The organism is Gilvimarinus sp. 2_MG-2023, assembly GCF_030547685.1.
GTDB lineage: Bacteria > Pseudomonadota > Gammaproteobacteria > Pseudomonadales > Cellvibrionaceae > Gilvimarinus.
This window is the reverse complement of the sequence record NZ_JAUOQM010000038.1, coordinates 1-24,745: the sequence shown is the minus strand read 5'-3', so window position 1 is coordinate 24,745 and position 24,745 is coordinate 1. Positions and strand designations below refer to the sequence as shown.

The 24,745-nt window shown below is 44.8% G+C and carries 16 protein-coding genes; 9 read left to right on the top strand and 7 right to left on the bottom strand.

All coding sequences use genetic code 11. From position 1 onward, the window contains the following. Window positions 1–8: 8 nt before the first annotated feature. Window positions 9–1,877, bottom strand: a complete 1,869-nt coding sequence (locus tag Q4526_RS08120) for a cellulase family glycosylhydrolase (RefSeq protein WP_215976553.1) — start codon at window positions 1,875–1,877, stop codon at window positions 9–11. A 1,112-nt stretch (window positions 1,878–2,989) separates the two neighbouring features. After that, a complete protein-coding gene (locus Q4526_RS08115; RefSeq protein ID WP_215976552.1) occupies window positions 2,990–5,515 on the bottom strand; it encodes an EAL domain-containing protein in 2,526 nt (841 codons plus the stop codon). A 508-nt stretch (window positions 5,516–6,023) separates the two neighbouring features. Between Q4526_RS08115 and Q4526_RS08110 the strand changes: the two genes are divergently transcribed. After that, the gene (locus Q4526_RS08110) at window positions 6,024–6,266 is read left to right on the top strand and encodes a TIGR02647 family protein (RefSeq protein WP_215976551.1); all 243 of its coding nucleotides are present in this window, start codon (window positions 6,024–6,026) and stop codon (window positions 6,264–6,266) included. Window positions 6,267–6,304: 38 nt separating this feature from the next. Here the strand turns inward: Q4526_RS08110 and Q4526_RS08105 are convergent, their stop codons facing one another. Beyond that, on the bottom strand, window positions 6,305–7,405 hold the full coding sequence (locus tag Q4526_RS08105; protein WP_303609589.1) for a hypothetical protein: 1,101 nt from the start codon (window positions 7,403–7,405) through the stop codon (window positions 6,305–6,307). Between the two features lie 294 nt (window positions 7,406–7,699). Here Q4526_RS08105 and Q4526_RS08100 point away from each other — a divergent pair, with 294 nt between their 5' ends. Together Q4526_RS08100 and Q4526_RS08095 are read left to right on the top strand one after the other, a co-directional pair. Next, window positions 7,700–8,242 (top strand): hypothetical protein, encoded by a 543-nt coding sequence (locus Q4526_RS08100; protein ID WP_303604561.1) that lies wholly within the window; start codon window positions 7,700–7,702, stop codon window positions 8,240–8,242. A 981-nt stretch (window positions 8,243–9,223) separates the two neighbouring features. Further along, the gene (locus Q4526_RS08095; RefSeq protein WP_303609588.1) at window positions 9,224–12,211 is read left to right on the top strand and encodes a cellulose-binding domain-containing protein; all 2,988 of its coding nucleotides are present in this window, start codon (window positions 9,224–9,226) and stop codon (window positions 12,209–12,211) included. A gap of 581 nt (window positions 12,212–12,792) precedes the next feature. Here the strand turns inward: Q4526_RS08095 and Q4526_RS08090 are convergent. Then, window positions 12,793–14,538 carry a discoidin domain-containing protein gene (locus Q4526_RS08090; RefSeq protein ID WP_215976548.1) on the bottom strand — a complete coding sequence of 582 codons (1,746 nt, stop codon included), beginning with the start codon at window positions 14,536–14,538 and terminating at the stop codon, window positions 12,793–12,795. Window positions 14,539–15,783: 1,245 nt separating this feature from the next. On the opposite strand from Q4526_RS08090, the gene Q4526_RS08085 reads away from it, so the two are divergent. The 6 genes from Q4526_RS08085 to Q4526_RS08065 all read left to right on the top strand — a co-directional run bounded on the left by Q4526_RS08085 (window position 15,784) and on the right by Q4526_RS08065 (window position 21,069). Next, a complete protein-coding gene (locus Q4526_RS08085) occupies window positions 15,784–17,775 on the top strand; it encodes a metallophosphoesterase (RefSeq protein WP_215976547.1) in 1,992 nt (663 codons plus the stop codon). A 788-nt stretch (window positions 17,776–18,563) separates the two neighbouring features. Then, on the top strand, window positions 18,564–18,737 hold the full coding sequence (locus Q4526_RS08080) for a hypothetical protein (RefSeq protein WP_215976546.1): 174 nt from the start codon (window positions 18,564–18,566) through the stop codon (window positions 18,735–18,737). A 256-nt stretch (window positions 18,738–18,993) separates the two neighbouring features. After that, window positions 18,994–19,245, top strand: a complete 252-nt coding sequence (locus tag Q4526_RS08075) for a YciI family protein (RefSeq protein WP_215976545.1) — start codon at window positions 18,994–18,996, stop codon at window positions 19,243–19,245. Window positions 19,246–19,318: 73 nt separating this feature from the next. After that, window positions 19,319–19,786: a cold shock domain-containing protein gene (locus tag Q4526_RS08070; RefSeq protein ID WP_215976544.1), complete on the top strand. Its 468-nt coding sequence runs from the start codon at window positions 19,319–19,321 to the stop codon at window positions 19,784–19,786. Continuing rightward, window positions 19,717–19,914: a DUF1294 domain-containing protein gene (locus Q4526_RS16485; protein ID WP_368411101.1), complete on the top strand. Its 198-nt coding sequence runs from the start codon at window positions 19,717–19,719 to the stop codon at window positions 19,912–19,914. Before Q4526_RS08070 ends, Q4526_RS16485 begins: the two co-directional genes overlap by 70 nt. A 285-nt stretch (window positions 19,915–20,199) precedes the next feature. Beyond that, entirely contained in the window at window positions 20,200–21,069 is an 870-nt protein-coding gene (locus Q4526_RS08065; protein WP_215976542.1) for a hypothetical protein, read from the top strand. A gap of 315 nt (window positions 21,070–21,384) precedes the next feature. Here Q4526_RS08065 and Q4526_RS08060 read toward each other — a convergent pair whose 3' ends face one another. The 3 genes from Q4526_RS08060 to Q4526_RS08050 form a co-directional block, all read right to left on the bottom strand. Then, window positions 21,385–22,116: a hypothetical protein gene (locus tag Q4526_RS08060; RefSeq protein ID WP_215976541.1), complete on the bottom strand. Its 732-nt coding sequence runs from the start codon at window positions 22,114–22,116 to the stop codon at window positions 21,385–21,387. Between the two features lie 870 nt (window positions 22,117–22,986). Then, complete coding sequence (locus Q4526_RS08055; RefSeq protein ID WP_215976540.1) at window positions 22,987–24,072, bottom strand: KTSC domain-containing protein; 1,086 nt, start codon at window positions 24,070–24,072, stop codon at window positions 22,987–22,989. Further along, a partial coding sequence (locus tag Q4526_RS08050; RefSeq protein ID WP_215976539.1) for a hypothetical protein occupies window positions 24,069–24,745 on the bottom strand: 677 nt, incomplete at its 5' end. The genes Q4526_RS08050 and Q4526_RS08055, both read right to left, overlap by 4 nt.

The following is a 24,745-nucleotide window of genomic DNA, read 5'->3' as shown; positions in this document are numbered from 1 at the left end:
GGGAGAGGTTAATTTTCGCCCCACAACTCAAACAGAAGGTTCCATTTGCGTTGCTCGAAACCGTCCCATGTGCCCCAGCCTGCTGGGTTAGATACGGGGTCATAGGCGTGTTCGTATAAACCACCGGTGTCGCCCGATTCGGGGTTGGTCGACCAGTAGCAGCCATGGATATTCTTTTCTGCCATGTAGTCAACGAGGGCGCCCTGCCACTGCGCATCGACACCAGGCTCAATGTGATCCCAGCGCTCTTGATCGCGCAGCGGTGCACCCATTGGCCAATCCAGATAGCCACCAAATTCACCCACAATCATGGCGTAACCCTGATCGCGCAGATAGCCAAAGTGTTCTTGCCAACCCGGCTCAAGACGTGTTGAGTCAATCACAATATTACACTCAGCATCGCCTGCCGCATCGCCGTCCAGGTCCGCACATTCAGGCTGTGCTTGATCTAAGAAATGGTTCTGTACAAACACAGATGGACCGTAAGTATGCGGTGATAAAATCAAACGCTCTTTGGGGATATTGAGTGGATCATCCTGGAAGGGGTATAGGTTTTCACCCCAGTTAGGGTTGGTTTCTTCCGCGCCGTGAGGCACTTCCGTTCCATCACTCGTTTGGTTAGAGATGCCTTCTACCATGATCAAAACATCATCATTGACTTCACTAATGGCGGCGTAGGCGTTCTCAGCTAGAGTGCTCCATTCGTCCCAGGTGTAATCCCATGGTTCGTTGAAAATATCAATAGCCATAATATTATCCACACCAAGCTGTGCAGATAAACCAGCAATTTCACGTAAGTCGTCTAACCACATTTGCTCGTTATACTCATGTACGATCACGCCATCGTCATCAACCTGGCCGCACGAATAACCTTCGCGAGTATAGTCGTAGTGTTCACGGTCGCGATCGACGTAAGGCGGGGTGGCATCTAATCGACCCGCACGCCAGCCCACATAGTTTGAGCAGGAGTGAATATCGACAATAACCTCAATATTATTTTGATCGGCTTGAACGATAAAGTCTTCCAGTGCCTGACGCGCGTTATCTTGCTGAATTGATGCGGCATTTTTCAGTACACCCCCTTCGCGAATATCTCCAATACCTTGTGGGTCCGTTGGATCGAGTGTTTGCGGCGCAATGGGCAAGCGTATGGTATTAATGCCTTGGGCGGTAATCTCATCCATGGTTTGTTGAATATCGCGGCCGGAGTCTACCCACCACATGTTACCCACATACAACTCCATGGGCGCGCCATCGGGGTTGTCTGCAGCTGAAGGCGGTTCGTGTTGGCCCTCTAAGCCAAACCAAGACGAACATTTAACTGGAAAAAGATCGCCATTTTTGGTGATATTACCAGTTTCGTCCACTCGGAAATTGCCATCACCTGATGGAGTGCTAGACGAAGAGCTAGAGCTAGAGGATGTAGACGAAGAGCTGCTGGAGGAGCTGCTTATAGAGCTACTCGATGAACTGCTGGAGCTGGATGAGCTGGAGTCGCCGCATACATCGCCGGTGACTATTGGTGTTTCAGCTGAGCTGCCATTAGTGTTGCCTTGAAATCCAAAGCTAACCGTTTGGCCCGGCGAAATCGTGCTGTTCCAGCTTAAGTTGGAAGCGGAATAAGGGTTGCTTCCGTTCATGTTGGCATTCCAACTATTGGTTAAAACATTGTTGGTGTATTGCCAGTTGACGTTCCAGCCATCAATGGGGGTACTGCCATTATTGGTAATATCAATGGTGCCGGTAAAGCCAGTCCCCCAGTCGTTGCTGACTGTATAACTGCAGCTGGCATTTTGGGCAGCTGCGCCATGAGACGCCGCGGCAATTGCCAAGCCAAGTAAAACCGCAGGTCCGCGGCGTTTTCTTGTAGTGATCATTATATTGCTCTCCATTACGGTAGAAACTTTTTATTTACACTGTGTATTGCTGACCAACTAACACATGCACGCAATCAGACGCGTTACTCTTAATCATCATTGGCAGCGTTTTTTACGAAAATGGCAGCGCTGTCATTGTGGCTAAAAATAAAACCCGCATAAATTATTATTTTTGATGATTTTGTCAGGCGCATATCGATGATCAGATAGTGCATCCTTGTCAAAAAAAACAAAAATCTATTTTTCGGATTTCTGAAAGGCACCGATTAAATAGCTGGTGCTATAAATTGCATCAGCGATGCAATTGCTGAGAAGTATAGTGATGAAAAAAAATAACAAAACGGCATTACGTGCCCTCCTTAGCGACAGGAGTCACAAAAATAATTAACTCGCGGCGCATAAAACAAAGTTGTAAAAAATATTTTCTATTTTCCTTGAGGGCGTTTATTGGAATTACTAATGATTGGAATTATTAGAGTTAACTAAAAGCAATAAGAAAAGGTTAGTTTAATTTCAATAAATAGATAAAATTTTATAAATAAAGAATTGAATTCATTTTAAATTATTTTAGGCTTCTAAATAAAATGATTCTTTCGATAACTTTAACGTTACCATTCGTTTTGCTTCACAATTAATGTGAGAACTGTACGGCTTTATAGATGAGACGTAGATGCTTTAATTATATTTAAAATCCAAAAATAGAATCATTAAGTTGGCAATAATTCTGTAGACGGTTGGTTATGTATATTATCGCGGTAATGTTTCTGGTCGTAAAAAGACCATAAATATAGCGTGTTTTAGTGATGCCAATATAATTTTGGAATTATGTAAAAGGTTTTGACAAATAAAAAATCACTATCATTGTTTTTATCAGATTTCAAATGAGAGGTACAAAGCGACTTAAGCTATAACGTGGTTCTATCTTCTATGCCACTTGGGTAAAAGTTTGCCTGCCTTGTATGTGACATTGCACACGTTTTGAAAGTTGTGAACAATGATATCTAATGAATCTTAGGGTGTTTTAATAGGTTACTTTGGTATCGGGGCTCTGTGCCCCCGTTGTATTGGAAATAAACTCATCAAGAGTCACGGAGGGGGCAAGGCGCGACTTTCTAAAATTGGCGTGGCCGGTTGATTTGCTCACGCATTAATTCAGAAAATTTTTCTGGAGACTTGGGTGGGCTAAAATAGAACCCCTGTGACTGGTCGCAATGATTCAGTCGTAAAAAGGTTTCTTGCTCCACGGTCTCTACCCCCTCAGCAATAACGGTTAAATTTAAGGTTCGTCCCATGGCGATAATAGCTTCGGCAATCGCTCGGTCTTCGGTATTTTGGGGAAGATCACATATAAAGGACCGATCAACTTTAAGGGTATCGATAGGGAAACGTTTAATTTTTGCAAGGGAGGAATAGCCAACCCCAAAGTCGTCAATAGCCAGGCGAACTCCAAGCCCTTTTATGGCCTGCAATATACGGATAGCACGCTCGGTGTCTTGCATCACCATGCCTTCGGTTATTTCCATCTCTAGTAGTTCGGGCTGTAATCCCGATTCTTTGAGTGCCTGTGCAATATCATCAACGAGATGTCCGTCATATAGCTGTCGAACGGATAAGTTAACTGCCATGCCAATAGGAGCAAAGCCGTCTTTTTGCCATCTTCTTGCTTGCGTACAGGCCGTCTTAAGTACCCAGCGTCCAACGAGCACAATCAGGCCAGTTTCTTCAGCCAGTGGAATAAAATTGTCGGGTGGAATCACGCCGTACTTCGGATGCTGCCAGCGTATAAGGGCTTCAACGCCGCAAATATCGCCCGTCTTAAGATCGCGTTTTGCTTGGTATTCCAAAAACAACTCATCGCGCTCTATTCCTAGGCGCAAGTTGTTCTCTAGAGTGAGTCGATCGAATGCCCGTGTGCTGATATCCGCCGAATAAAATTGATAGGTGTTTTTACCTTCGTCTTTCGCGCGATACATGGCGATATCGGCATTTTTCATTATGGATTGAGTATCTCTGGCGTCGCCGGGGTAAATTGATACGCCAATACTGGCGGTAACACGACACTCTTGCCCAAGTATAGTTGCCGGGCTGGCGGTTGCATTAATTACCTTGCGAGCCACTTTAGCGACTTGTTCTGGATCGGTAATATCTTGTATTAAAATGGCGAACTCATCGCCCCCTAAGCGAGCGACAACATCACATGAGCGTAGGCTGGTCGAGAGACGAGATGACATCTCAACCAGTAGGGTATCGCCCGCATTGTGGCCGAGAGTGTCGTTAATATTCTTAAAGCGGTCTAAATCAATAAATAGCACAGCCAACTTTCGTCGGTTTCTCAGTGCGGAGTCAATGGCAAGGTCTAGTGTTTCAAAAAACATGGCTCGATTAGGCAAGTTGGTGAGACTGTCGTGAGTGGCCAAGTACTGTGTATGTGCTTCGGCGGTTTTACGTTCGGTAATGTCGCAGCCGATGCCCCTGTAGCCATCAAATTCCCCGTTGTCGCCAAAATTAGGTAGACCGCTTAAGCTTAAATAGCGGTTGTTTCCTTCAGCATCGACGACTTGAAATTCAAAATTGCGAAAAGGTAAGTTCGAGCTGATGCATTTTTGATGTGAATTCCAATCGGAACTAAGTGCTTTGGCATGAGACAGCTGTTGTAAGGTTTTACCGCGAACATCGTTGAGGCGGTAACCCGATTTATGATTTGGATCGGCCAGTTTAATGAAGGCAAAGTTTTTATCTTGCTCCCAATACCAATCGGAGGATAACTCTGTCAGGTTACGAAAGCGCTCTTGGCTCTCTTGTAATGCCAGCTCACTGGCTCGCCGCTCGGTAATGTCTCGGCCAATTCCAACTATACCGATAACCTTACCCGCACTGTTTCGCACAGGTACTTTGCTGGTCATTACCCAGCTTAATTGATTTTTTTCTTGGTTGAGATAGGGCTCTTCTAGGTGTACTGGCTTGCCGGTTTGAACTACCTTTTGCTCCGAATCAAAAAAACTTTGAGCCATTTTATCGGGGAAAAATTCAAAATCAGTTTTGCCTAACAATTGTTCAATCGTGGTTCCCATGGCGCGAGCAATGGCCTGATTGGCCAGTAAAAAACGGCTTTGAGTATCTTTAACAAAAACATTATCGGGCAGTGAATCCACTAAGGTGCGCATTAAATTTCGTTCATGTGCTAACACATCGCTGAGCTTTTTTAACTCTTGGGTTCGTTCTTCAACCCGTTTTTCAAGTTCAATATTCAGCTTTTTAGCTTCTTCCTCGGCCTGTCTTCTGGCTGTTATATCGCGAGTTATCCCCATGATGCCGATAACTTTTCCGTTATCAGTGAGCGGGACTTTTGTGGTGGAGTGCCAGCGGGCCTGCCCTGTATCGGAATCCAAAACCAGCTCTTCTCGGTCGGTCAGGGGCTTGTTTGAAAGAATAACCGCTTGATCATCCTCGAAATACCCTTGTGCTAAATCCTTGGGGGAGAAGTCAAAGTCAGTTTTACCGATCATTTTATCGGCAGAGTCAACGCCTGACATCTGGAGGAGTTTTGCGTTGACGTAAAGAAAATGCCCTTCTAAGTCTTTAGCGTAGATTAAGTCGCGAGTATTGTCGCCTAGGGTGCGTAGTAGGGTGCGATCCATATAGACATGCTCGTCTGGGGCTTTTACCGTTGTTCAGTAAAGTATATAGGATAGTTAATAGAGAGCAACTTTGATTGTATAGTGGGTGGGTAAAGGTCGAGAATTACCTTGCCAAAATCCGATCTAGGAGGCGAGTACAGTGCCTTGCCTATTGTGTTGAGGGCAGGCTTAAACTTGGGGCTTGCTTACGGGCTTTAGAAGATTTTGATGAGCCTAACCGAGCGAGTAGTATTAGAAGTTATATAACCAAGTTGTTAAACCATAGGCGGGTACCAATGCTCTAAAATGGTACCACTTTGTGACCTTAAGCCCGGTGAGCTGTTAGGTTGGTTTTTGAGAATGTAAAAGGTAAGAATCAGCGATAGATTAAGGGCCTCGGCTTTAGTTGCTTAACCACTTTAATTTTAGATGCAATCTGATAGCAAAATCAGGTAGAGTCGGTATAGTCTAAAGATTCTAGGGTATCGGCCAGTCAGGTACCTATTAATACAACAATAAGAGATACGTCATGCCATTTTCCCCAGAACAACTCAACGAACTTAACCTGCTTGCCTTGTTTCACTCATCGTCCTCTCAAGAGGGCATAAAGGTACATAAACACTCGGCCGATCCGGCTACCGTAGCCGCAGCCGAGCGGTTGTACCAGAGGGGCCTCGTAACCCAGCCAGATGGTGGGTATCTCACATCTCAGGGCAGTGAGATCACAGAGCAAGTGCACAAAATACTGTCGGTGCTTAGCAGTACGGCATAGCGTTTGCGAGTGAGTTCACGGGCCGGCACCAAGGCTACTTAGTGTGGATACCCTGGGATTGGGGTTGGGTTAATATAACCCGGCCCGGCAAAAGGGAAGCGCTCTTGATAAGACGGATAATCTTTTGCAATTTCAGACAAAGTGTTTGCGGCGTATAAGTTATAATATGGCCATGTATTGCTCACGCGTTGATGAAGGCTAGGTTTAAACGGGTTTACCATCGTGTGATATTGCGTTAAAGATGTCATTGTTGTTTTCAAATTATTGTCTGGAGACACGCGCAAATCGATAATCTCAAACGCCCAGCCGTTATTCATATTAGCCTGAGTTGTCATTTGTACAGTATCGTAGCCGGCGCTTTTGGCCAGATTAAAATTATCCTCATCCACCTGCCAGCCAGTGTCGTTGACGCGGCCATAAAAGTAATTGGTCTCATCAATCGCTGCATCAATAATCGCGTTTTGGGCCGTTTCAGTCGTTACACCATATTGGTCCACATACTTCGAGACTAAATCTCTGAAGAGCTTCTGACTGCCCGGCGGTGGTAGCTGGCCTCCGGTGTAGTAAGGCCAGTATGCTGTAGCGGGAGTATTCAGCGCCGTTGCAATCTGATCGTTACTACAACCCAGTTTGCGCATTACATCTAATTTGTTGCGGGCCACAAGAGTTTTGCCAAGATCAACCGCAATGCCCGAGCCGGGAGCCAAATAGTAGTAGATACCCGCGCTACCGTTGTAGACATTCGAGTGGCATACCTCTACCCGGCTGCCGGATGCAAATCCTTTTACAAACTTGTTGTTGAGAGGGTTGGTAGGGTCATAAGGATTACGGCACCAAAAGCCTTGCGGGTTAATCACAGAGGGCCAATAAAGCTCGCCAATTTGGGGCAACTCGACCTGATTACGTGGAGAAATTTTCCCCGGAGGAATAACATCGATAGGTTGCGGGCTAAGTTGAAAGTAAAAGCCCAGGGAATTGAAAAATTCATTTACCGAAGCATCACTTATAGTGTCTAAATCAGACTGTGCGAGTGGGTATACATGCTTAAGGTAATCGCGAATGGACATAGTAGAACCGGTCATTTTTAACACTCCCTGTATAAATAAACTTATAGAAATCCTATAATAGGCGCGCAGCAAGAAACAAGTCAAAACCTACTTCAGCGCATCGTTCCAGTTCAGCCATGTTTGGCGGATAAATCCATAAATATAAACACCATTTAGGTTTTAAAAAACGAGCTGGATAGATACTTTCAATCAACTGGAGCACTTAAGCGTAGTCCATTCATAAAACAGATAACAATTAACAAAGATTCTGGTTCGGCTATTCAAGCTGAGTTTCTGGATTCATAAATTACCCCTAAATAGAGGTTCGTTTCGTGGGAAGAAGTACGATATGCTTCGCCCCTCATATTGATTTCAAGGAGATAAATGATGGAAAAAATTATCGCGTTGGTAGCCGGCCTTTTCGCCGTGAGTTGTTTGGCCGGCGAGGCGCCAAACTTTCGTACCAGTTATCAGAAGTCTTGTAGCGATCATCAGCAGGAGTTAGGGCTCAGTGCCGAAGCGGCCGAAGAACAATGCAATTGTATAAGTGATGTATTGGCTCAAGAAGCCAGTGTCGATGAGAAAAAAGTTTATCTATCGGGTAACTTCACTATACTCAATGCCGTTAATGATAGAAGTAAAGAGGCGCTGAAAAAGTGCCAGACAACAGCGACGGAAAAAGCACTAAAAGGCAATGCTAGCACCTACAGCTATGCTGTTTGTAAGCACTGGATTGGTACCACTAAACACACTTGTAAAAGAACTATTACGGGTGGTCATGCTTGGTGCTTTACTGGTAATGACAACCTAAATCCAGGCGATGTTTTGTGCAAGGATGCCCCTACCGAGAGTACTTGCTCGAAAGACACGGTGCAGTTTGGCATTATTCCTACCCTTCTGCCCAAAGATATTTGCACATTTAGTGGGTGACGCATAGCTTCGCCTTTGTGATTAGAGAGGGGGCTATTGTGGCGCCCCTGGTCGATCATAAAATAGGCTCTTGTTGAGGTGTTTCTGTCACTTGAATCAATCGGGAGATAGCGCCGTCCCACGGTGGCGCTTTAAACGCACTTGGTGCGCAGAGTTATTAAACCAATATTCAATTTCCAAAAGTATAAATTTGATATAAAAATATAGCCAATCAAGAAGGTGAAATAATAAAAATTAGTTTAAAGTTTTATCTAGTGAATGTTCTTATGGACTGCTAACACTAATTTATTGAATGGGTATATCGCTCAATAATTTTATTATATAACCAAGGAAATGAGGTTAATATTTATGAGCTACGTTATTTTTTAGCAAGTTTTTTCATCGGCACCTTCGGATTATGTACTGCAAAAATTTCAAGGGCTTCCTCAATCGAGAGAACCTTCAGGTGCTAATAATGTTTCTCTGGAATCTTTAAATGGTCAGACTCTAAATAAGTATTTGTTTGATTTAAAGATCCCTAAGTTGGCAAGTAAAGATCAATTTTATAAATTGGATAAGCAGGCTTATCGAATCATTGAGTTGTCTAAAAAATGCGCTTTAGGTGATCTCAATAAATCCTCACAAGTTCAAAGAAATGACAACGCTGTCATTGTGTCGGAGTCAGAAATAAGCACTCTGAATAAAGAGCCATTCAGTGTGATTTAAGGCACAACAGAGATATTTTGTTGGTATTTTAGCCAAAAAGACTTGTTTTTAGATCTATGTGTTTGCATACTGATCATGCTTATTCTAGATGTGAAAATGTAATTAAAAGCCGCCGGCTTTTTTTTGGTTGTAAATGACAACGTTGTCCCGTTGGTTCAGATCAATGGGTATGCACGACCAGATGGGCGAACAAGCGCTGCCGGTAAAGCGCTGATGGAGGTGGGCATTGATACTTCGTCAATGACCAATGCTTTAATGACTTGGGAGAACAATAATATGACTATATCCATACGAGGTAAGCTACTGACAGCTTTGTCTCTTACCGTGGGGACAGGCGCTGCTATGCAGGCTCAGGCCTATGATTGCGCGAGTCTCAGCGATTACGCCAACACTACTTATGCCGCGGGTGATCTGGTTCGCCACAATGGTGAGGCCTTTCGCTGCGAGGTGGGCGGCTGGTGCTCCACCGGCGGCGCTTACGAGCCTGGAGTGGGCTGGGCTTATGCAAATGCCTGGACCGGTTTGGGCCAATGCGATGGCAGTAGTCAATCGAGCCTGTCTTCTAGTTCGGCTTCGTCGATGTCATCTGTATCCTCTACGAGTTCATCTATTGCTAGTTCCGCCTCATCTTCAACGGGCAGTTCCTGTGCAAACGCTTGGGATGCCAGTGTCGCCTATACGGGTGGTGCTCAGGTCACCGCCGGTGGCTTTCGCTTTGAAGCCAAGTGGTGGACACGCGGTGACAACCCCCAAAACGCGGGAGACTACGGGCCTTGGGAGCTAATGGGCAGCGCCAGCTGTGGCGGTGATCCGTCGTCGAGCAGCTCGTCCTCCAGTGTGAGTAGTGTTTCCAGCAGCAGTTCATCAAGCGTAATCTCTAGCTCGTCATCCAGTGTGAGTAGTGTTTCCAGCAGCAGTTCATCAAGCGTAATCTCTAGCTCGTCATCCAGTGTGAGCAGTGTTTCCAGCAGCAGCTCATCGAGCGCAATTTCCAGCTCTTCTTCAAGCTCGGGTAGCGTTGATGTCGGTGAGCTGTGTGAGGACTACCCTGTTTATCCGAACTGGCCGCAAGCGAATTACGCACAAAAAGACCAAGTGGTGGTTTACGGCAATATAGCTTACAGCGCAAAGTACTACACCGATACGATTCCAGGTAGCGACGATACATGGGAGCACGTGGTTAATTGTGATGGTACTGCTGAAGGTGGTCCGGCTTTGCTTTCTATGCCGAACCCGACCGATCCGGTTAGCCTAAAAGTCGCCGGTTGGCCAAATCAAGTTGTCGCCGCCACACCCTCAACGACACCTGAAATTGTTGACATCACAGCTTCTATTGCAAGTGTTACCAGTACTGCAATATTGACCAATGCTTTTGAAGCCGCTATTACCATTGCACAAAACGCCGGTTCCAAAACTGTGGTTATTGGTGGTGACCTGCTCGGCTCAATTGTGGCGGACAAAGGCGCCTCTTTAGGTACTGTAAATGTTCAAGCGGCACTATCTGCTACCACAGCGTCTATCGATGCAAGCGATCTTAGCAACGATGCTAAAGGCGTGGTACAAGCCTACAATCTAATTCTCAACGAGATGGCACCTAACGCTGTCTTCGGCTGGGAGTTGACCATTGGCAGCTTTGCCAACGATTACCACTCAGGTTACCGCAGTGTTTGGGATGCCGCCTCTAAAGCAGCTGCAGACGCCTTGTATTCTTTCGAGCTGTACCGTGGCGACAACGCCGCTGACATCGTCGCCTTCGTCAAGACGACAGAGACGGCAGCTTTAACGTCGGATCAGTGGGACAATGGATTGCGATTTGTTAAACAAGTCTCCGACTTTATTGAGTCACCTGCCTTGTTGTCTGTACCAACAGCCCAAGCCGGTAGCTACTTTCTGGGTACAACCTCTGCGGAGCGTAAATTGCGTCACGCGGCACACCACAATGTATTTGCGGTTCTGTTTGATGCTGACAGCACAAGCTTGAGCGACAAGATAGCGGACTATGCGACGGCAACTGTTCCTTTGTATTACGAGGGTCAAGGCAGTGCTGTGGACGATAATCTTGAGCTAACCTCAAACGCTTCATTGAACTCAACGCTTCTATCCGTTGAGCAAACAATGAATACAGAGGCATTCTTGTATGAGGTATCTCAGGGCTCTTACGCACCGTCGACCGTTTACAAGTGGAACGACTACCTGAAGGCGTTAAGCTCCATGCATAACGTCGGTATTGCCGGCAAAAAACTTTGGTTGCTCGATGAGAAAGCAGACGATGCCACCAATACCAAATATGCAAAAGTCGCCATCGCCGCTTTCCTCTCGCAAAGCATGAAAGAAACCATTCGTTACAATGCCTGTGATGAAAACAACTGGTCGATTGGTACCGGTGATCCGGTGGACTACCCGCTGAGCTCTTCCTGCGGCCAGCTGCAGCAAGACTATGCCAGCTATGGTGTTAACCCTAGCACCGGTGAAGACCATCCTTATTCGTGCCCACTCGCACCCAAGATGGAAGTGACGGCGACAACACATGCTGGTTGGTACGGTGCTCCTGCGCCGCTGTTTGCTGCGCCGGATGCGGTGCTGGAAGAAGCCGGCTTGTTGGTTAATGGCGCTGTCGGCTACTGGAATTTCGGTGGTGGCTGGTGTGCTGAAACACCTGAGCGCATCGACACATCCAAGCAAGCTTGGGAGCGTGATGAGTGTAAAGTCTATGTGGGCCAAAAAGCGGGTGAGTTTGTTCACAATGGTGCAGCAGGAAAGTCTGTTGAAGGTTGTGGTTGGTGGGGCCGTGGTGTAATTCAAACCACAGGTCGCCAGAACTTTGGTACGCTTAACCACTTTTTGGGGCGCAGCCATGTTGACCCTGCCACTGTGGGTACGGTTCAGGAAGGTATCAATGTTGCACCAGCACCAGCAGACCCGCTATACGCAAACTTAGATTTCTGTTCAAATCCGCAGTTGATCTGTACCTCGCAAGAGCACAAAGAACTCAAGTGGATTGCAGGTCTGTTCTACTGGGTGAACGATGTACAAGGCTACAACGTAGATGGCGGTCCTTACGGTGATTGGGACTACCTGACAGAGCTAAAAGCTTATGTTGATGGTGGCATGCAGGGCACCGAGTTTATCGATGACATCTCCGGTATTGTTAACCGCGGTTGCCCGGATTCATCTTGCCCAATCAGTGGCGAAGTTGACGGTATTGAAGACCGTCGTGAAAACTTCTTCCTGGTACTGGAAAAATTGGGTTTGAATCCGCAATAAATTGCAAAGCAGTAAGCACTGACCCGAGGCCTTATTGCCAAGGGTCAGTGTGAATTTCGGCTTCTAAATATTAAACGTTTGACCGCCGATATTGCATAATTTCTAAAACACCTTCCCTTCTTCATAGCTCAATTTATCACGTTAAATTATTGGCCTTCTGTCAGGCTAAATTTCGTGGCTAACAGTAAGTTCTTATAGTTTAAAGCCTTTCAACGTTTACCGAGTGGTCCCCGTAAATTATGGGCGGTTTTTAGCCGAAGGTGAATTCACTTTTGGGCCAGCCAATGAGGGTGTATAGGCTGTTGAATAAAAAGAGCCGAATGTGGATGCTGTGTTGAAAAAATTAAAGCGGCGATAGCCAAAAATGGAACAGAACAAACGAAGATTCCCGGTTAACTCTACATTAAGCAACCGCAATAGGCGCGACAGTGTAACCAATGGCTGTGTGTTGGTTTATTCGGTTTATTCGGGAAATACTTAGGCAGTATAGAAAACGCAAACAATAAAAAACCTCCCACAACCGCAATAAGCGGCGGGGAGGCATTCGAATCAGTTTCCGCTAAGTGCGGAAACGACAACTCTTACTGGTGATCAACCCAGTAGTCGTAGACAACCACTTCGCCATAGTTATCTGGGTCACCGGTTTCGCTGCCTTCTTTATCGGCGTTACTTTGTGTGTAGTTGCCAATTTTGAAGTAAGCTTCGCCGTAACTACGGTCCATAACGTAGTCGTTAGAACCGTCGCGTACCAGGTACTGGCTCGCATTGCCTGAGGCATAAGCACTGTCTAGGTTGCCATCTTCGCTGTAGAAAACGTAATGCTTACCGTCAACCACATCAAAGATTACTTCGTGCTCGGTACCCAAGCTGTAGTCGTTAGACACGGTTACATCACTGCGCAGCTTGCCGCCGTTAAAGCTAAGGAATAAGTGGTTGTCTTCAAGGCGAAGAACCAAAGCATCGTCAATACCGTCGTCTTTGTTGCCGTGAATCTGGGTGGCAACTAAGTGGCTTTTAACAATTGGCAGATGGGTGATCGCTTGCTTAACGTACACAGTGTGCTGACCTGAGGTGGTCCAGTAAATATCTTTACTGCCATCTGCTTCGCGCTCACGCAACTCTGAGCGAATATAACTAGAGTTGGGTGTGGTGCCATTGCCGCTGCGAACTGGTGCGAAGAAGACCAGACCATTGCCTTCGGTGTTTACGTAGAAGTATTCGTTGTTATCTTCACCGCACAGGGTTTTATCTTCTACACCGTCGGGATAAGTGATTTTCCACTGGTTACAGTTGCTCATCAAGTCTGACGGAATGCTGGCAGAACCGTTGTTTCCACCGCCATTATCGCCACCACCGTTGTCGCCGCCGCCATTATCACCACCACCGTTATCACCGCCGCCATTGTCGCCACCGCCGTCGGTGCCACCTTCTGAACTGACGCTCATTTCGGTAACCGAGTTCCAGCTGTTAGCGGTGTTGCCGTTACCGACATAACGCACATAACGCGCTTCGCTTTCTTCCACGGCAAAGTTTTCCAGTGAGGTGGTGTTGCCACTGCTTACGGCACTGTAAAGAACGGTGTCCCAGTTTGAGCCGTTGGCGCTGGTTTGAATTTCAAACATTGAATTGCGCTCATCTCCTTTAAAGAAGGCGATATCGACACTGCCAACGGTTTGGCTAGTACCCAAATCCAATTCCAGAATTGCACCGTCGCCATTGCCAGACCAGCGAGTATTCAAATCACCATCCAGAACATTTTCAGCTACATTGCCATCATCGGTACTGGCCGAAGCGGTAACATTGGTGCCGCAACTACCACAACCCGCTGAGCTACTTGAGGACGATGAAGAAGAACTGCTCGCGGTAGAGGTTTCAATATCAACTTCGGTAATGCTGTTCCAGTCGTTTGAACTGTTGCCGTAGCCTACAATACGGACGTAACGGGCATCGCTGTCGGTTACATCGAAAGTCTGTTGGCTGCTAGTGCTGGAAGGCTGCTCGCCGGAGAAAACGGTTTGCCAGTTGTTGCCATCAGCTGAGGTTTGAATGTCTAAGGTGGAAGTGCGCTGATCGCCTTTGTACAGCGCAATTTCAAGTGTATCCACAGAATACACCTGACCTAGATCATACTCGATCCACTGGCCGTCACCCTGAGCTGACCAACGGCTAGACAAGCTGTTATCGAGGGTATTGTCTGGGGTGTTGCCGTCATCGCTAGAAGCGCTAACGGATACTGGGTCGGCGGCGTAACTCACACCGGCGGTTGACAGCGCGATAGCGCCAGCCATTACTTTTAGTGCAGAGGGAATTTGCATGATTTTTTTCATGGGGAATAATCTCCGAGATTGTTATTAGTATTGTCACGACCTGGGAATCATTAAGACTCACCTGCGTCTGACTCAAAAGATCACTGAACGGAACAGCAAAACGAAAAACCAGAACTGTCTTACATTGCGAATCTAGATTTATTGTTTTTCACATCAGTCATACCGGGCATCGAGACCTTTGCGTTCCAAGGAAAAGGTTCAAGGCTCACAACTGGCAATCAACCTTGTCTTCCTAACGGTTAACCACTAGCGGTGATTGAATAGTAGTTGCTCTAATACCGTTCTGTAAACCAAATAGGCTACCATGCTGTGCAAAAATTAACATTTTGTGACAGGCGTGAAACAAAATGGCGCATTTTTGGAGGTTAATGCTGATATTTATCCCCAAATAAGTGTTTTGGTTGACCAATATGACTACAAAATAATATTTATACTCGAATGATTAAGCGGTTTAGACAACGCCGCACCATAATTACCCATCCCACCGTAAACAGGGTGCACATTTCCCCAAAAAGTACTTTGATTGCTATTAAAGCTAAAGAGGTGAGATTTAGGCTTGGGAGTTTCGCCCAAAAAGACTTGGATCTTCGATCTCCGCTACTGCTTGAATACGGTGGTTTTAAAGGGAATAGAGGGCTCGCAAATTCATGGCGCAATTAACCACATGAATCCACATTTAACCAGTTAGGAAGGTTAAATAATAAAGGGCAAAGCCCAGATGTTACGCAGTAGTTCTTCCCCCCTGCTTTTTCAATTGGCCCACTTAAAGCAAAAATTTAAATGAACGAACTATTGTGTTTAGGGTTTATGAGTTGTGTGAAATGAAAGGTCTGGCCCGGATGACTTCACAAGCTCTAAGTATTATTGAGAATTAACTTCTGTGAAAAATATTTTCATCCGGCGCGCACCGCGCTGAATAATCTGATGCGGGTAATGAGAAATTCGCCATCAAGGCATCTTTGTCTTAAGTAGCTCCTGTCAAATTCTAAGCATTAAGTACAATAAGGCCTATAAACCTAATTAGGTAAACTTTCCCCGAAAATCCAAGCGCTTAAAGCGTTGAGGAGCGACTACTGTGGAGCTTTTACAGCCAGGTAAGCCAATACTAGGCCATTGGTTTAGCCCTTACTGTTTCTTCATCCAATTGTAACCAAATATAATATCAACCGTCATTTATATAGCTTTTAATGTGCGCGCCACGCTCTGTTTAGGAGTGTAACTCACTATTATCAAGTGGAATGACTTATGTTGACTAAACAAATTTGGACAATATTTGCCTGCTTTGCACTGACAGGACTACTTAGTGCTTGCGGTGGAAGCTCTAATAAAGATAGCGAAAATGCTATACCGGACACCGAAACAGAAACTGAAACAGATAAAGACCAAGTAGAAGCGCCAACGCCAGAATCGACGTTCAAAATAGGTTTGCTACCCGATACACAAGGAGGCACTGACTCAGACAATCAGGCGCATGTGGCTATGCACCCGATGGACGAAGTGTTAGCGCATCAGCAGAAAGCAGGTGTCGACTTGGTAATTGCGGTTGGCGATCTTACCGATCACGGCTCTACGCTTGAATTTAATGAATGGCGGAGTGTTGCAGAGCCATACCGAGATTCAGGTATGACCTTTCTACCCGTCATGGGCAACCATGAAACTAGCTATGCCTATACCGTGGAGTGGATCGAGAATATGCGCGATTTTATTCCCGAAGATGCTGTCCACATGCATGGTTATGAGTGGGTGAATTACTATGTGATTCGGGACAATGTGCTTATTATTGGTTTGGCCTACTATAACTTGCCAATTGCTTTTGACTGGATTACCGGAGTGATACTTGAGCACCGCGATGATGTAGATCATATCGTTGTGGCCAGCCACGATGGTCTAATTGGTGCGAAATACGGTCAAACGCGTGAACAGATTGTCGATGGCACAAAAGATGACAATTGGGTGTACGATGTACAGCCTCGCATTCGTGATTTTTTTGCTGAGCACGATGTTATCTATGTGCAGGGCCATGAACATCAATATCAGCGATCAGTGGTTAGTGCCAAAACCATCTTAACGACATTACCTTCGGGCTCGACGCCCACAGGTGGTAATTATCGGATGGACGTTTACACGCAGATTATGTCAGGCAACGCTTCGTATAAAGGCTATGAATTTCGTTACGGCGAGCGCGACTTAGTGCAAGCCATCGTTGCTCAAAAAAATGCAACCATGAGTGGTGGCTCACAGAACTTTGACGTTAACTCCTCGGTGCTGAGCTTTACCGGAACTCGAGTTGATTACGAAAGCTGGTTCGCTCCACACACAGCACAAAGTAACGACGCAGATCAAGACTTTATCGCCGATTGGTCGCTGCTAGATAAATTTTCACGATCGACTAACCGTTGTGAAATGCTGATATACCCTACCTCAATTCCTGAGGGTACACGCTCGGTCATGGTATTGCAGCCGGAATATCGCAGCGACATTTGTATTTCTGACAGTGGTCTAACTGCAAAATTAATAGGTGGTGAAAACGCGACATTTAATCGCACAGATACTCGTACTCGCGATATGAGTTACACCCCCGGAATATCACGTGCAGAGTCGCTGATGGACCTTACCCGTTTAGCCTACCAATGGTTATTCCAGGTGCATGAAAGCTGGACACCAAATTTAAACAGCGCCGCGCGAATTATTCCTAATTTTGAAACAGAAGAATTGGTAATACCCGAAACAACATTCGACCTCAAAGAGCACGTTACATTAAGTTGGTTACCGGCAGCTAATACGGCCTCTGAAATTCTTCTGATCAGTGGCACCCAAAATCAAACTGGCGTGTATCAGGATGACTACGGTGTTCCACTGGATATTGAAGCTGCGACTGGATTACCACTTTCTAGCGCGACAGGCACTGAGAAGCCAGCCGTTGTGCTGCCACCCACAGCATCGAAAGAATGGGATTTGGCTACTGCCGTCTCCGACACCTATGCAGTGTCTCTGCAGTTAAGTGATGATCACAGTGATAGCGAACATACGCTAGCGTGGAAAATCGATGGTCATTGGACTGAAGTCGTCAGTCATGATTGTCGTGTTGAGGGCGCGTTCGATGAGGCCTTCCTTAACGAAGCCCCTACACGATTAGAATCATGTCGTACAGAGCCAGTGGCAGGTTTTGATACCGACAGACAGCTTTGGTGGGTCTTGCTGAATCAAGATATTGAGCTTGCATTAATTACTCAATAACGAATCGTTTACCCCTGAATCTTCTCCCGGCAAAGTGGTTAGTTTGCCCACCTTGCCGGGTATTTTTTAATTGAATTAAGTCAGATAGAAATGCTAGCAAAGTCTATTCTGGAAAACCGATTAATCTACCGTCGATGAATACAGCCTTCTATCAATATTCAAATACTGAAGTTAAATAGATTGTTAACAGGTTCACTTTTCTCAGTAATTTCTACTACCCGCTACTATCGAATTCTGGATGGAAGAAGCCAGCCGTACTTAAGACGGTAGATGGTTCTTGAATAGATGCGCCACAATGATGGTTAGTTATTGTTTTAATAGAGTTTTATAGCAAGGTAATTCAGGCACGGACGTTCGTCATATGGCTATACAGTATGACTTATCCCCACAATATGCATTTATTCTAAGTTCTGAAAGATAAATGTATCTTAAAATTATCATTGTTAAAGGTTAATTGAAGCGACAAAAAAACTAATTAGTGGAAATCAGTGACAAATTAATCCCGGTGAGGCTGATTGCTATATTTTTTAAATACCTATAAAAAACTTTTTTTTACGTTTGCCTTGATGGGTTCAGGATCGGTATAGGGCTAGTAAAAAATTCTAGTTGAATTAACACAGCTTATGGTCAATGTAAGAATCTACCAATAATACATTTACCGTTATTAAGCTATTGAATTCTTAAAGGTGGCCATGTCTTCGTATGTTAAATTTATGGTAGAAAGGAATGTGTAGTGGTCATTTGATTTATGTTCTTTGTATACTTATAACGCGCACGAGTATCTTTCTATGCTAGAGCAAGATTCCGATTTTGATACGGTGATGGATAGTGTGCAAACGTATGAGTATGATGAAAATCAATCAGTCATTCTACATCAAATCGACCTTGATGCCGATAGATCGCCTGATCAGGAAACGGTATATGAATATACGGCTATATCTTGGGTGATATTTTGGCAATAATGTTTCCAGTCTTAAATTATTTAACTGTATATTAATAACTGTCTGGAATCGCACAAAATGATAGGATTTTGTGATGTTCCAACCGTGGAACTTTGATGAGCTTCTTATATCGTTATATAAATGATAACGACGGCATAAGCCAGTTGTCTATTTTCCGAGAGCATATCATTTAAATCATAGTGGAAATGGAGCTTATAAGTACTAACACGCTATAATCCATCATCTTTACTCCCCTATCCTCATAAAAGAGTGGATCATGCGATATCTTATCTTGACACTACGAACACCTAATTTTGATGTTTCCGTCATAGAAGGACATAAAGAATATTTGGCTCAGCTAATGGCGAATGGAGTACTTGAGCTTGCCGGCGGCTTTACCGATCAGACTGGTGGCGCCTATGTGATTGTGGCTGAAGACCTAGAGTCGGCACAAACAATAGCGTTTAACGACCCTGTTTATACCAGTGGTGCTTCAGATGTAATCGTACATGAGTGGAATGCTGCCTGATGAATGCTCTATAGCCATAACTAAACGCTACATTGTGGTAGAACATACAGTAAAAAATCATAGAGCATAAAGTATGAAAGGAAAAATTATTGAGTGGCACGACGCTAAAGGATATGGGTTTATTTCAGCGTCAGAAGTAAAATTACGGGTCTTCTTTCATGTTTCACAGTTGCGCCGTATAAAGCGTCGGCCCGGCGTGGGTGACAACGTAGATTTTGAGCTCACAAAAGACATCAAAGGCAGGCTAAATGCCACGAGTGTTCGAGTACTAAACCCCCGCGAAACCCCCGCCACAGTGATTTTTGCTTTATCTTTTTTGATTCTCACTGCCGGATCGCTGATTATTTTCAACGGCCCGCTCTGGTTGCTCCCTGTTTATCTCGTTTTGTCGGTACTGACGTTTGGTGTTACGCATTGGATTAGCGAGCGGCACAACGTGGGGGCCGTCGGGTGCCAGAGAATACCCTGCATATGCTTGCTCTACTGGGTGGTTGGCCAGGGGCACTCTATGCACAATCACGCCTGCGCCATAAAACGATAAAACAACCCTTCAAAACACTATTGTGGTTATCTATTCTGTGTAATATTGGTGTATTGATTTGGACTTTTACCCCCGATGGAACTCTTCTAGTCAAGAAAATCGAAAATATTTTGACACGGTTTATCTAAAATTTTTCAATTTTAGTCGCATCCGTGGGGAGATATAATCGCCGACTTCTGGCATATATAACTGCCGAGATGATTGCTTGAATACGGCGGCATTAAAGGGAATTGCAAGCTGTGCACATTCATGGCACGATTAGCCACATAGCGCGTAGGGGTAATGGTGGATCAGCCAACCTGCCAGAAGGCAGGCACCACAACCCAAAATTTAGCCAGTCAGGAAGGTTAGATAAAAAACGAAGTATTTCGGGTCTGTCCCCCATTGTTAAAAACAATCTTTAAGGAAATCCCATGTATCATTGGTTAAAACGCACACTATTTGCCTCAGCTATATTATCCTTTTCCTGTTTAAGCTCAGCCGCCATTCAAGTTAACATCAACCCAACCACTACTCTGTTTACCAATGAAGGTGGCTCAGCGGTTACTTACCAAGTTGTTTTAGACGAGGCGCCATCGGCCGGAGAAGTCGTAACAGTAGCAACCAGCGGAGTTGATGCATCGGAGGGGTCTGTTAGTGCTGATCTTACATTTACAGACGCTGATTGGGATACACCGCAATTCATTACCGTTACCCCAGTTGATGATGGCGTAGCTGATGGAAATGTAGCCTACACTATTACCAATACTACATCGGCTGTAGGCGGTACAGCTTCGTTCGATGCTGCACCCACCCCAAACGTTAATGTCACAAATTTTGATGATGAGATAGCCAACATTTTTATGAACCCATCCAGTGGTGGCGCCTTCATTCTCAACGAGGGCAGCTCACAAACTGTCACCATGTCAGTTTCCGGCGCCCCGGCCAATGATATCTCTGTTGATGTGAGTATTGCCGGCGGTGAAGCCACTGTATCAGTGGCCACGGTTGTCCTGACGGCAGGCAACGGCTTCTCCGCCACGTTTGATGTCGCAGCTGTCGCCGACATGGTTGTCGATGCCGACCAAGCATTTACTGTCGTCACGGCTCCTGCTGTCTCAGCCGACGGATCGTATAGTGGCATTAATATCAACGATATAGACGGCATCGCGGTAAACGTTGATGCTGCGTCTGGGCCTTCCGGCAGTCCTACCCCCTTACCCACTACAAGCGCGTTGGGTCAGTTAGTACTGTTCTTGATGCTAGCGGCTATGGGCGGGTATGCCGTTCGTCGAAAACGTTAAATTCTAGTACTAGCTGAATAAGTGTGATTAAAAGGCCAAGCAGCTTTGTTGTTTGGCCTTTTTTGTGTCGCAATCAAACCTCTCAAAAAACAAAGTCAGCGACTATCCTGCGCCTTGCAAGCAAGTTGAAAAAATCCGAAAAAACCAGGGACACCCACAAAATGCATTGTGAATTTAAAAGCTAGCCCTCCACGGTACGAGTTGGGAGTGGTTGATTAAAGACCCGACTCCGATGGTTTGAAAATACCGCCTGATTATAGTGTCCGTTTTTCTCGGGGAACTTCAACCTGACTCTGTGCCTGAGTTTGCAACTCCTCAGGTACGTAAGCGAGCAAAGTAACGTCTAGCAATAAGCCCCATTAGCACTAGTAAAATTACAAAACCTGGAATATTGAGTATAGGTAACGGAGAAGGCTCAGGAATGAAGAAAGCTGGCGAAATCACATACATACCCAAATTCACGCCTGTACAACCATTTCCACCAGCTAAAACCGATGCAGCCCACTCACTATCAGCTTCCGCAGCATTACCAGCTAGGCAACCATCAGCCAATGAATCATTCCCCCCCAACGAATCATCACCTATCCCAGTATTGCCTCCGGTAAAGTTAAATCCAGTCCAAATGTTATTTGCATTGGGGTTACCCTGTTCATCATAACCAATGGCGCTATCCTGAGCACTACTAAAAAGCTCTGCCCTATTATCGGCCACTTTATCACCATTACGATTGTAAATAGGGATATTTGTATAATCTAAAGCGGACGTCGTGACCAAGGATGAGTCATCGTGACCAAATAAAGTTATCCAGCCACTTATTTGGTCGGTGATAGGGTCGTTCGTTTTTACAGAAGCTGCATATGCCTGATAAGTGGCCGATGATTGCGCTCCGTCCACGGTATCACTACCAGCGAAAATAATATAGAACTTATCACCAGGTTCCACCCCTGGCGGGATCAACCCCTGAACAGCAGGGATGGCGGTTTGAGCATTTACCCCACCCACATATAAAGCAACTACCATTAAAAAGATAACGTGTAAGAATTTCATCAACTAATTCCCCTATATACTCGTATTATTTTTGATACTGTACCCATCGTGAAAATACTGTCATTCAGTTTTGAATGCAAGCACTGAACAATCACTTAGGGTGTTATAGTAAATTTAGCCACCTAATTAGAGTGAATTTTTAAGGCAGGGTGCTGGGCTAATCCCAGTTTTTGACATAAATTGGTGATGACAGACTCTTTAAGAGTGCCAAATCGTCAGCGGCGTTTATAGGCGTCAGCATGCGGAAGCTGGTTCACATGTTCTACGGTGTCGTGATGTCAGAAACCCATATTAATCCGAAATTTCGCTTTCCGGTCTTAATTTTCAAGAAGGTATCTGACCCCAGTGGTTTTGCTCAAGTCCTCAGGGCGGGTTGATTCAAAATTAAAAAAAAATCCGCAAAATCCGGGAAACCCACAAAATGCAGAGTAGACATTGATGCGGCTGCAAGGCTACTAAACGGCGCCGCGCTAAATGCAGCGCCGCCAGCGACTCCCCGAAAGACGTACTGCCAAAAGCCATAGTAGCCTTCCGCACCCTGGCGACAGGTTTATTAAAATAACCGGTAGGTTAGTGCTTTAATGCAGTGCTGTTATCTCAGACACAGCCGGTCCGGTAATCCCCCGCCCCTCCGACCGGCTTAATCATCTATTATGAGTATCAACCGGAAGACTAGTGGTTTCAGGAAAGGTGTTTATTGCGCCATAAGTTTCATCTGACCCCATTTATTCATGGATTAAGTGAAAACCGATAAATTTAATTAAGTAAACTGTCCCCGGAACTCGTTATTCTATTAGATGTTTGAATTAGTCCATCCGCTGTTAAAGAATTTCGGTCTGTGAATTCCGCAAGCTTTATCAGTCTTTACGGTCAATGAATTTTAGAATATTGATAAATGTTTTTAATGTTTTCATTAAAGTATAACCCTAGAGATGCAGAGGATATAAAGCTTAAAAATTCAATATCACTTACGTCACTATATCTGTAAACGCTTCCATCAGTGAATTTTAGGTCTAAAAGTTTATTAATTGTAGAATGTCCAAGAGAGGCAAAGGCGCTGCTAGATATGCTGTTCTGATGCTGCATAGGATATGGTATCATTCTTAGTCTAATTCTATCGATTTGGCCTGCAATTTCAGAAGATTGTTCCGGAGGAGTTAGATAGGATGTATTGAGTGAATGGCCAGACAGGTCTTTAATTGTAATTGAAGAAGAAAAATTAGATTCCACGGCTCCTAAAGTTTCTCGAACAGCTTTCATTATTAGATCGTTATCGTTAGTTAAGTGACCAATCATATCAGGATGAAGTTGTGCAATAGAGCCGCCTGGAACTTGTACAGGTGAGGCGATTTGCATCATTCCAAGCATTGGGAATTTTGCTATCGAATAACCGCGAACATTTTTATAGTTAGCATATAAATTGGTATATATTGCATTTCCGTAAAAATTCCCTTGTGAGTGGGTAATTAGAATTACTCTTGAACAGGTGTTTAATAGATCTATAATTTCATTCTCGGCAGATAATGTGTCACTTTCGGATAAGGTTATTTTATATATTCTTGATATATCCTGCAGATAGGATTTAAGTACATCTAGCTCAGCGTCTGAGTTTATATTAGAAGTTTCATTGTTAAGAAATGAAATTAGAACTTCCTTAGCGTGTTGTACATTATCTTCTATTTTTTGTCTGGCTACCTCGGCAGCTTGGTAGAGAAGTTTTTCATTTTTATTGTTATGAGATCCGTAGACATGTTTGCTGAATCCTTGATCTGGAAAATAATTATCCAGTAGTTCAGAAATTATACTCTTATTTGCAAAGTAATCATCAACAGTAGTAAACATGCCGTTAATATAGTATGTTTTGGTGTTGTCTATATTGTTTTCGCATATTGCGAAAGAATGTGATGAAGAAAATGTTATAATAATTATTATTGTAGTTAGCATGGAAAGTTTCATAATATAGACCTCCTTAATCTATAGGATTCAAGGTTTACACAGGCGTCCCCCGTAGGAATATCGATTGATTCATATCCGACCATTGAGGTTAAGTAATTAATATAACTGTATTTCACTTTAATTCGATCGATCGTGTTGAAGTGGCTAGCCTCTGACCAAGCATTGCCTGAATATCTTCTGTGCATTGTACGCTTACACATTTCAGCTAGAACAAACCCGGCAACTAGGTCTCTTGCTTTTTGTGTGGGAGGAGGTTGAGATTCTTCGCTTGTGGTCACTAATAGTTGATAAACTTTTCCTGCCGCCATGGCGGCATTTGTTACTTCAGGCTGATAGTTGGAAAACAAGACTTTGTATTCAAAGTCGTCTCTAATAAGATTATTGTTGCTGTCAGCGCCTGCTAGCGTATCGTCGATATTCGCGGGAGGTGTTTCAGGCAGATTATGCACCTGTCCAGGGTGCGTAAATTCGAACCAAAGAATTTCCTTGTTTAGCCAATCAGTTTTAAATAGAAAGTTGATATGCCTAGAGATGTAAAACTTACCGCCATAAAAGGCGATACTTCCGGGAAAATATAGCTGATGATCGTTGGCATTGTGGTAGTGGTTATAGCGTATTTTTCGCCAAACGTAGGAAGATTCAGGCTGTTTATTTGTAAGCGCCAAACCAACCA

Bases quoted from the DNA above. Each gene is read 5' to 3' on its own strand.
- Q4526_RS08120 (WP_215976553.1), bottom strand. From the start codon at position 1,877: ATGATCACTACAAGAAAACGCCGCGGACCTGCGGTTTTACTTGGCTTG.
- Q4526_RS08115 (WP_215976552.1), bottom strand. From the start codon at position 5,515: ATGGATCGCACCCTACTACGCACCCTAGGCGACAATACTCGCGACTTA.
- Q4526_RS08110 (WP_215976551.1), top strand. From the start codon at position 6,024: ATGCCATTTTCCCCAGAACAACTCAACGAACTTAACCTGCTTGCCTTG.
- Q4526_RS08100 (WP_303604561.1), top strand. From the start codon at position 7,700: ATGGAAAAAATTATCGCGTTGGTAGCCGGCCTTTTCGCCGTGAGTTGT.
- Q4526_RS08095 (WP_303609588.1), top strand. From the start codon at position 9,224: ATGACTATATCCATACGAGGTAAGCTACTGACAGCTTTGTCTCTTACC.
- Q4526_RS08090 (WP_215976548.1), bottom strand. From the start codon at position 14,538: ATGAAAAAAATCATGCAAATTCCCTCTGCACTAAAAGTAATGGCTGGC.
- Q4526_RS08085 (WP_215976547.1), top strand. From the start codon at position 15,784: ATGTTGACTAAACAAATTTGGACAATATTTGCCTGCTTTGCACTGACA.
- Q4526_RS08080 (WP_215976546.1), top strand. From the start codon at position 18,564: ATGCTAGAGCAAGATTCCGATTTTGATACGGTGATGGATAGTGTGCAA.
- Q4526_RS08075 (WP_215976545.1), top strand. From the start codon at position 18,994: ATGCGATATCTTATCTTGACACTACGAACACCTAATTTTGATGTTTCC.
- Q4526_RS08070 (WP_215976544.1), top strand. From the start codon at position 19,319: ATGAAAGGAAAAATTATTGAGTGGCACGACGCTAAAGGATATGGGTTT.
- Q4526_RS16485 (WP_368411101.1), top strand. From the start codon at position 19,717: ATGCTTGCTCTACTGGGTGGTTGGCCAGGGGCACTCTATGCACAATCA.
- Q4526_RS08065 (WP_215976542.1), top strand. From the start codon at position 20,200: ATGTATCATTGGTTAAAACGCACACTATTTGCCTCAGCTATATTATCC.
- Q4526_RS08060 (WP_215976541.1), bottom strand. From the start codon at position 22,116: ATGAAATTCTTACACGTTATCTTTTTAATGGTAGTTGCTTTATATGTG.
- Q4526_RS08055 (WP_215976540.1), bottom strand. From the start codon at position 24,072: ATGAAACTTTCCATGCTAACTACAATAATAATTATTATAACATTTTCT.